Origin of the sequence: Streptomyces sp. TSRI0281 (assembly GCF_001905125.1) — a bacterium.
Classification (GTDB): Bacteria; Actinomycetota; Actinomycetes; order Streptomycetales; family Streptomycetaceae; genus Streptomyces.
Window position 1 is genome coordinate 328,961 of the sequence record NZ_LWLE01000038.1, and the last position, 8,496, is coordinate 337,456.

An 8,496-nucleotide genomic window follows, 5' to 3' on the forward strand; every position below is an offset into this window, starting at 1 on the left:
CGGGGCGCACCGCATCCGTGTGCACAGGCCCTACGCGTCGTACACGTCGGCCTTCTTCGGCGCCGGGTCCTGCACGAGGCCGCTGAGCGCCATCGAGCGGTTGTCGAAGCGCTCGGTGTCGACGCCGTTCTCCGCGAGGACCCGCATCGCCGCCGAGTGCACGGCGCGCAGGACGGGAGTGGCGGCGCGCATCGCGTCGTCCGCCATGAAGCGGTGGTTCCACGGCTTGGCCGCCCAGGCGTGGCGCAGTCCGAAGGGCTCCGGGAGGACCAGCTTGCCGCCGAGGTAGTCCAGGAGCGGCGGGTACCAGGTGAGGGGGGCGCGCAGCGCGAGCCGGACCACCTCGTGCGCGTCGACGAGCGGCAGCTGGATCTTGCGGGTCTCCCAGAACCTGACGGTCTTGTTGACCGTCCTGGACTTCTCCTCCGGCTTGGAGAGGAAGAGCCCGTGGACCGGGCCGAGCGCGTGCCCGGTGACCTCGATGCGCAGGGTCTCGTGGAGCACGGTGACGGTGACCATCATCGTGATCACGAGCTGGCCGTCCCAGAGGGTGAACTGGACGCCGAGGTAGTGCCGGTCACCGCTGCCGAACTGCTGGTGGTTGCAGATCCGCTGTATCTCGTGCGGTTTGATCTGGAAGGTGGCGACGTCCTCGCCGTCGGGGCGGGAGACCGACCCGGCGTTCTCGCCGACGGGCGACACGATCCAGTGCTTGACGGACGGGGTGGGGAAGCCGCCGGTGTTCAGCGGGCCGCGCTCCAGCATCTTCAGCTGGTCGTGGATGATCCGGATCAGGTCCCAGCTGCGGAACTGGTGGATCTCCTTGGTGGGGTCCTTGGAGACCAGTTCCTCCGCGAGCTGCCAGCTGCCCCAGCGGGTGCCCATCCCGAGGACGCCCTTGGGACCGGCGTAGAAGACCGAGTTGGACTGCTGTTCGGCGGAAAGCTTCTCCAGGCCCTGGCGCAGGGCTTCACGGGCGGTCTCGTTCGGGTTCTTCGGTGCGGCCTCGGGGATCTTGGCGACGACACCGGCGCCGGAGAGCAGGCCGTCCCAGCGGGCCCGCAGGTCCTTGGCGGACGCCTCCGCGATCCGCTTCGCGACGAGCCAGCCGACGACCGGCGCGATGATCGTCCCGCGCAGGTAGAGCGCCAGGAACCCGTTCAGCGGGAGCTTGATCAGCAGGATCAGGGCGCCGATGCCGAAGACGAACAGCAGGGCGGTGCCCACGGACCGGAAGACCTTGTCCTTGGACTTGTTGAGGGCGTCGCGCCCCCGGAAGACCAGGACCCACAGCAGCATTCCGGGCAGGAAGAGGAAGCCGAACACCGCGGTGACCAGGGTCAGCCGGGTGTCCCGGGCCTTGCGCAGCCCGCTCGCGGAGAGGCAGTGCTCGACCACCGTCTGAGGGTCGGTCCCGAACGACTGGATGAGTGCGCCGCGGGCGCCGCCGAGCGTCCTTTCCTGGACGGCACGGGCGAATGCCTCGCCAAGATTCGGCTTGAAATAGTCGGACTTGAAGAGCTTGGAGGAGCCCGGCTTCACTTCCGACTTGTGCCACTCGCTGTTGGCTTCGAGGATCTTCTCCACCGGGCTGTCGCGGTACGCGGCGGAGGCCAGGGCGTTGGTCGCCACCGCCTGACCGCCGGTTCCCTGCAGCGGAATCTGCGCTCCGGGTGAAAAGTCGAATCCGTCGTTGGCCACTGTCGCCCCCACTCGCCGCACGGTCTGCTCCTGCGGGTGTGCCCAACTACCGTACGAGGCATACCTTCTGAGCTGCGACCACAGAGTATCGTCCGGATCGCGACACCGCCCGGTCCCGGTGTCCGGGCGGGCGGTGATTGCGACACCCCGTCAGTCACCCGTCGTCGCGCCGTTCTTCCGCTCGTCGCGGACGCGTGCGGCGAGCTGGTGCGGCATCGCCTCGTGCCGGGCGTACGAGCGGTCGAAGCGGCCGGTGCCGTGCGACAGGGACCGCAGGTCGACGGCGTACCTGCCGATTTCGATCTCCGGCACCTCCGCACGTACGAGGGTGCGTCCGCCGGGATTCTGCTCGGTGCCGACCACCCGGCCGCGCCGTCCCGACAGATCGCTCATCACGGGTCCCACATAGTCGTCGGGGATCAGCACCCGGACCTCGGCGACGGGTTCCAGGATCTGGATGCGGGTGTCCGCGGCGGCCTCGCGCAGGGCCTGCGCGCCCGCGGTCTGGAAGGCGGCGTCGGAGGAGTCCACCGAGTGGGCCTTGCCGTCGCGCAGGGTGACGCGCAGGTCGACGAGCGGGTGCCCGGCGACGATCCCACGGGCGGCCTGGGCGCGGACGCCCTTCTCGACGGCCGGGATGAACTGACGGGGCACCGCGCCGCCGACCACCTTGTCGACGAACTCGATGCCGGTGCCGGGGGGCAGCGGCTCGACCTCGATCTCGCAGACGGCGTACTGGCCGTGACCGCCGGACTGTTTGACGTGCCGGCCGAGCCCCGACGCGGGCCCCGCGAACGTCTCACGCAGCGGGACCAGGTGCGGTACGGCGTCGACCTGGACGCCGAACCGGCCGCGCAGGCGTTCCAGGGCGACGTCCTGGTGGGCCTCGCCCAGGCACCACAGGACGACCTGATGGGTGTCCGGGTTCTGTTCGAGGCGCATGGTGGGGTCCTCGGCGACCAGCCGGGCCAGGCTCTGGGAGAGCTTGTCCTCGTCGGCCTTGCCATGGGCCCGGACGGCGAGCGGGAGCAGCGGATCGGGCATGGACCAGGGTTCGATCAGCACCGGATCGTCCGCGGCGGAGAGGGTGTCACCGGTCTCGGCGCGGCCGAGCCTGGCGACACAGGCGAGGTCGCCCGCGACGCACCGGTCCAGGGTGCGCTGCTGTTTGCCGAACGGGGAGGAGAGCGCGCCGACACGGACCTCCGCGTCGTGGCAGGGGCGCGGCTCGTGGGCGGGGTCGGTGAGGCCATGACCACACAGGTGCACGGTGTCGTCGGCACGCAGGGTGCCGGAGAAGACACGGACGAGGGAGACCCGGCCCACGTACGGGTCGGAGGATGTCTTGACGACCTCGGCGACCAGTGGTCCTTGAGGGTCGCAGCCGGGGGCGGGGCGGGGGTCGCCCCCGGGGGTGGTGATGGTGGGGAGCGTGCGCTCCAGTGGGGTGGGGAAGCCCCCGGTGATCAGTTCCAGGAGTTCGACGGTGCCGATGCCCTGGCGGGCGCCCCCGGCCGCGGGGGCGGCGGTGAGCACGGGGTGGAAGGTGCCGCGCGCGACGGCGCGTTCGAGGTCGTCGAGGAGGGTCCGGGTGCTGATGTCGCCGCCGTCGAGATAGCGGTCCATCAGGGTCTCGTCCTCGCTCTCGGCGATGATCCCCTCGATCAGCCGGTCGCGGGCCGCGAGGAGCCCCTCGCGCCGGTCGTCCGGGGGCGGGGTCTCCTTCCGTTCGCCGGAGGAGTAGTCGAAGACCCGCTGGGTGAGCAGTCCGGTGAGACCGGTGAGCGGGGCATGGCCGTCCGGGCCCTCGGGGCCCTGGACCGGCAGATACAGCGGGAGTACGGCGTCGGGGTCGTCGCCGCCGAAGATCTCCGCGCAGACCCGGGTCATCTCGTCGAAGGAAGTACGGGCGGTGTCGAGGTGGGTGACGACGATGGCCCGACCCATGCCCACCAGGGCGCACTCCTCCCACACGGCGCGGGTGGTCGCGGCGACGGCTTCCGCCTCCTGTGCGGCCGAGACGACGAAGAGGGCCGCGTCCGCCGCACGCAGACCGGCCCTGAGTTCCCCGACGAAGTCCGCGTAGCCGGGGGTGTCCAGCAGATTGATCTTGCAACCGCCCCATTCCACGGGAACCAGGGAGAGCTGTACGGACCGTTGGCGGCGGTGTTCCGTCTCGTCGTAGTCGGAGACCGTCGCGCCGTCCTCGACCCGGCCGGCCCGGTTGACCGCGCCCGCGGTCAGGGCCAGGGCCTCGACCAGGGTGGTCTTGCCCGAGCCGCTGGGGCCGACCAGCACCACATTCCGCAGGGAGGAGGGATGGTCGGCCGTCGGTGCCCTGCCGGCGGCTCCGGGGTGTGCGTGTGACGTGGCGCCCATGATGCGTGCCTCCCGGTCGGGTGCGCGGTGCGAAGGGAGCACCTGCGCGATGGGGGAGAGGGGTCACGGGCGCGGGGGAGCCGCCGCGGCGGCTTCGGCGACGCCCGCGGTGTCGGTGGCCCGCTCCGCGACGGTGAGTGCGCTCCCTGCCGCGGGGCGGTCCGTATTCCGAGCTTTCCACTCCGGCCCGGTCGCGTCCATATGTCGTGCGTCCGTCGTGGGCGGACGACGGGGCGTGACGAAGACACCCCCCGGGGACGGGTGCCCGTCCGGTGGACCGCGCGCGTCGTGACTACGATGGGCCAGCCGGTGGCCGAAGGGGCCGCTCGGCCAACCGAACCCTCGGGAAGGCCATGCTGAACAAGTACGCGCGTGCATTTTTTACGCGTGTCCTCACGCCGTTCGCCGCTCTGCTGCTCCGTCTGGGTGTCAGCCCCGACGCGGTCACTCTCATCGGCACGGCCGGAGTGATGGCAGGTGCGCTGGTCTTTTTCCCGATGGGAGAGTTCTTCTGGGGCACGATCGTCATCACGATCTTCGTGTTCTCCGACCTCGTCGACGGCAATATGGCGCGGCAGGCCGGGATCTCCAGCCGGTGGGGCGCGTTCCTCGACTCGACGCTCGACCGGGTCGCAGACGGGGCCATCTTCGCCGGGTTCGCCCTCTGGTACGCGGGCAGCGGTGACGACAACGTGCTGTGCGCCGTCGCGATCTTCTGCCTGGCCAGCGGCCAGGTGGTCTCGTACACGAAGGCACGTGGTGAATCGATCGGGCTGCCGGTCGCGGTGAACGGTCTGGTGGAGCGCGCCGAGCGACTGGTGATCTCGCTGGTCGCGGCCGGTCTGGCCGGTCTGCACACGTTCGGCGTGCCCGGGATCGACATCCTGCTGCCGATCGCGCTGTGGATCGTCGCCGCGGGCAGCCTCGTGACGCTGATCCAGCGCGTGGTGACCGTACGCCGTGAATCCGCCGAGGCGGACGCGGCGGCCGCCGCCGGACCGGCGGCGCGGGGGAGCGAGGCCGCGCAGTGAGCGGCACCGTGTCCGATCTGAGGGGACGGCTGACCGACGGGCTGTACGGGCTCGGCTGGGGCGCGGTCAAGAAGCTGCCCGAGCCCGCCGCCGAGGCGCTGTTCCGCACCATCGCGGACCGGGTGTGGAAGCGGCGCGGCAAGAGCGTCCTGCGGCTGGAGTCGAACCTGGCACGCGTGGTGCCGGACGCGAGCCCGGCCCGTCTCGCCGCCCTCTCCAAGGCCGGTATGCGCTCGTACATGCGCTACTGGATGGAGTCGTTCCGGCTGCCGACCTGGAGTCCGCAGCGGATCAAGGACAGCATCGACGTCACGGACGCCCGCCGGCTGACCGAGGGCCTGGACGCCGGGCGCGGGGTGATTCTGGCGCTGCCGCACCTGGGCAACTGGGACCTCGCGGGCGCCTGGGTCACCACCGACCTCAAGGTGCCGTTCACGACGGTCGCCGAGCGGCTCAAGCCCGAGACGCTGTACGACCGGTTCGTGGCCTACCGCCAGGGCCTCGGCATGGAGGTCCTGCCGCACAACGGCGGGGCGGCCTTCGGCACGCTGGCCCGGCGGCTGCGTGCGGGCGGTCTGGTCTGTCTGGTCGCCGACCGCGATCTGTCGGCCTCGGGGGTCGAGGTGACGTTCTTCGGCGCCGCCGCGCGGATGCCCGCGGGTCCGGCCCTGCTGGCCCAGCAGACCGGTGCGCTGCTGCTGCCGGTCACCCTCGCGTACGACGGGACGCCGGTGATGAAGGCGCGGATACACCCGCCGGTCGAGGTGCCGACGAGCGGCAGCCGTAGCGAGATGACGTCCGTGATGACCCAGGCGCTGGCCGATGCCTTCGCCATCGGTATCGCCGAGCACCCGCAGGACTGGCACATGCTGCAGCGGCTCTGGCTCGACGACCTGGACCCCCGGGGGGAACAGCCGTGAAGATCGGCATCGTCTGCCCGTACTCCTGGGACGTACCCGGTGGCGTGCAGTTCCACATCCGGGACCTGGCCGAGCATCTGATCCGCCTGGGCCACGAGGTCTCCGTCCTGGCGCCCGCCGACGACGAGACCCCGCTGCCGCCGTACGTGGTGTCGGCGGGGCGGGCCGTTCCCGTGCCGTACAACGGCTCGGTCGCCCGGCTGAACTTCGGTTTCCTGTCGGCCGCGCGGGTGCGCCGCTGGCTGCACGACGGAACCTTCGACGTGATCCACATCCATGAGCCGACCTCGCCCTCGCTGGGCCTGCTGGCCTGCTGGGCGGCGCAGGGGCCGATCGTCGCCACGTTCCACACGTCCAACCCGCGGTCCCGGGCGATGATCGCCGCGTATCCGATCCTCCAGCCCGCGCTGGAGAAGATCAGTGCGCGGATCGCGGTGAGCGAGTACGCGCGGCGGACCCTGGTGGAGCATCTCGGGGGCGACGCCGTGCTGATTCCCAACGGGGTCGACGTGGGGTTCTTCGCGAAGGCCGAGCCCAGGGCCGAGTGGCAGGGCGGCACGATCGGCTTCATCGGCCGGATCGATGAGCCCCGCAAGGGCCTGCCGGTCCTGATGAGGGCGCTGCCCGCGATCCTCGCCGCCCGCCCGGAGACCAGACTGCTGGTCGCGGGACGCGGTGACGAGGAGGAGGCGGTGGCCTCGCTGCCCGCGCAGATGCGCGAGCGGGTCGAGTTCCTCGGCATGGTGAGCGACGAGGACAAGGCGCGGCTGCTGCGCAGTGTCGACGTGTACGTCGCACCGAACACGGGCGGCGAGAGCTTCGGCATCATCCTGGTCGAGGCGCTGTCGGCGGGCGCGCCGGTGCTGGCGAGCGATCTGGACGCCTTCGCGCAGGTACTGGACCAGGGCGCGGCGGGGGAACTGTTCACCAACGAGGACGCCGACGCGCTGGCCGGGGCGGCGATCCGGCTGCTGGGCGACCCGGAGCGGCGTGCGGAGCTGCGCGAGCGGGGCAGCGACCACGTGCGGCGCTTCGACTGGTCGACGGTGGGGGCGGACATCCTCGCGGTCTACGAGACGGTGACGGACGGGGCGGCGTCGGTGGCGGCCGACGAACGGACGGGGCTGCGGGCGCGACTCGGGCTGTCCCGGGACTGAGTGGCTCCGGCGTGCTGCCGGTTCTGTGCTGCCGGTTCTCCCCCCGGGGGTTCCCCGGCGGCCCGGGGCGCATGGACTCTTTGGGTGTGGGCATGACAAAACCCAGTTCTCGACTCTTCCCCCAAGGAGACACCACATGACCGGGCCACAGGGCGACCCCGACCGCCGACCCACCAGGAGAACGCTGCTGCGCGGTACGGCCGCGGCCATAGGAATCACCGCGGGCGCCGGACTGTTCGGCGCCCGCAGCGCGTACGCCGTCTCCTTCTATAACCCGTTCGGGGGATACCCGATCACCGGTAGCTGGCAGGACCACCTCAACGACGGTTCGCTGGGCGGCATCGACTACGGGATGGGCGTCGGCACCCAGCTGCCCGCCGCGGGCGGCGGCACTATCAGCAACATCCCTAACAACGGCACCGGCGGCCACACCGTCACGATCCACCACGACAACGGGTACCGCACGCAGTACATGCACCTGTCGCAGTTCCTCCTCGCCGACGGTGCCTCCGTCGGCACCGGCGGCGTCGTCGGACTCTCCGGCGGCCGGCCGGGCGACCCCGGCTCGGGCTCGTCCACCGGCCCCCACCTGCACTGGCACATGATCGATCCGAACGGAGTCCGGATCAGTCCGCTGGTCTACCTCGGCGGAGGCTCCGGCGGCGGGCTGCCCAAGACCAGCACCGAACAGGACGGCGAGCCCGGCACCATCTTCTGGCAGCGGGCCCAGCGGTGGCTCTCCATCGAGTCCGGCTACACCGGGCCGGTCGACGGTGACCCCGGTGTGAACACGTACGCGGCCCTCCAGCGCAACCTGCGTGACCACTACGGCTACACCGGCCCCATCGACGGCGAGCCCGGCCCCCACACATGGGCGGCCCTCCAGCGCCTCGCCGCCGCCCACGGCTACACCGGCCCGGTCGACGGCGAGATGGGCCCCAACTCCTGGCGCGGCGTGGCCCGCTTCCTCAACCAGGACCGCTGGGACTGACACGGGAGTTCCGTACGGCGACTGCCGGGCCGGGGCTTTGCGGGCCGGGCCGGTCGGTTTCCGGCAGCCGGGGTTGGGGCCCCAACGCTGGGCTCCGCTCCGTCTCCGGGCCGTGCCGGTCCGCTGTGACTTCCCTTCCGGTCCGGTTCCATCCGGTTCCGCTCCGGCCGGCGGCCCGTGCGCTTTCCGCCCCGCCGCCCGGCGGGCGGGGCTCCCGCACGGGCCGTCCGTCCGCCGGAGCGCGCCCGGAGCGCAGGGCGCGGCCCGCCCGACGGTAGCCTTTGCGCCCGTGACCGAAACCCTCATCTGGATCGCCG

At 71.5% G+C, this 8,496-nt stretch carries 6 protein-coding genes; 4 read left to right on the forward strand and 2 right to left on the reverse strand.

The window, feature by feature from the left end; translation table 11 throughout:
- Positions 1-30: 30 nt before the first annotated feature.
- Positions 31-1,701 (reverse strand): hypothetical protein, encoded by a 1,671-nt coding sequence (locus A6A29_RS42455; protein ID WP_073729410.1) that lies wholly within the window; start codon positions 1,699-1,701, stop codon positions 31-33.
- 150 nt (positions 1,702-1,851) lie between these two features.
- Positions 1,852-4,080, reverse strand: coding sequence for an elongation factor G-like protein EF-G2 (locus A6A29_RS42460; protein WP_073729412.1), 2,229 nt, complete (start codon positions 4,078-4,080; stop codon positions 1,852-1,854).
- A gap of 353 nt (positions 4,081-4,433) precedes the next feature.
- Between A6A29_RS42460 and pgsA the strand changes: the two genes are divergently transcribed.
- The 4 genes from pgsA (at position 4,434) to A6A29_RS42480 (ending at position 8,179) form a co-directional block, all read left to right on the forward strand.
- Positions 4,434-5,111, forward strand: coding sequence for a phosphatidylinositol phosphate synthase (pgsA, locus tag A6A29_RS42465; protein WP_073729414.1), 678 nt, complete (start codon positions 4,434-4,436; stop codon positions 5,109-5,111).
- Between the two features lie 8 nt (positions 5,112-5,119).
- Positions 5,120-6,031 (forward strand): phosphatidylinositol mannoside acyltransferase, encoded by a 912-nt coding sequence (locus A6A29_RS42470; RefSeq protein ID WP_198953583.1) that lies wholly within the window; start codon positions 5,120-5,122, stop codon positions 6,029-6,031.
- Complete coding sequence (locus A6A29_RS42475; protein ID WP_073729418.1) at positions 6,028-7,188, forward strand: glycosyltransferase family 4 protein; 1,161 nt, start codon at positions 6,028-6,030, stop codon at positions 7,186-7,188. Before A6A29_RS42470 ends, A6A29_RS42475 begins: the two co-directional genes overlap by 4 nt.
- Before the next feature lie 136 nt (positions 7,189-7,324).
- Entirely contained in the window at positions 7,325-8,179 is an 855-nt protein-coding gene (locus tag A6A29_RS42480) for a peptidoglycan DD-metalloendopeptidase family protein (RefSeq protein WP_073729421.1), read from the forward strand.
- Positions 8,180-8,496: the final 317 nt, after the last annotated feature.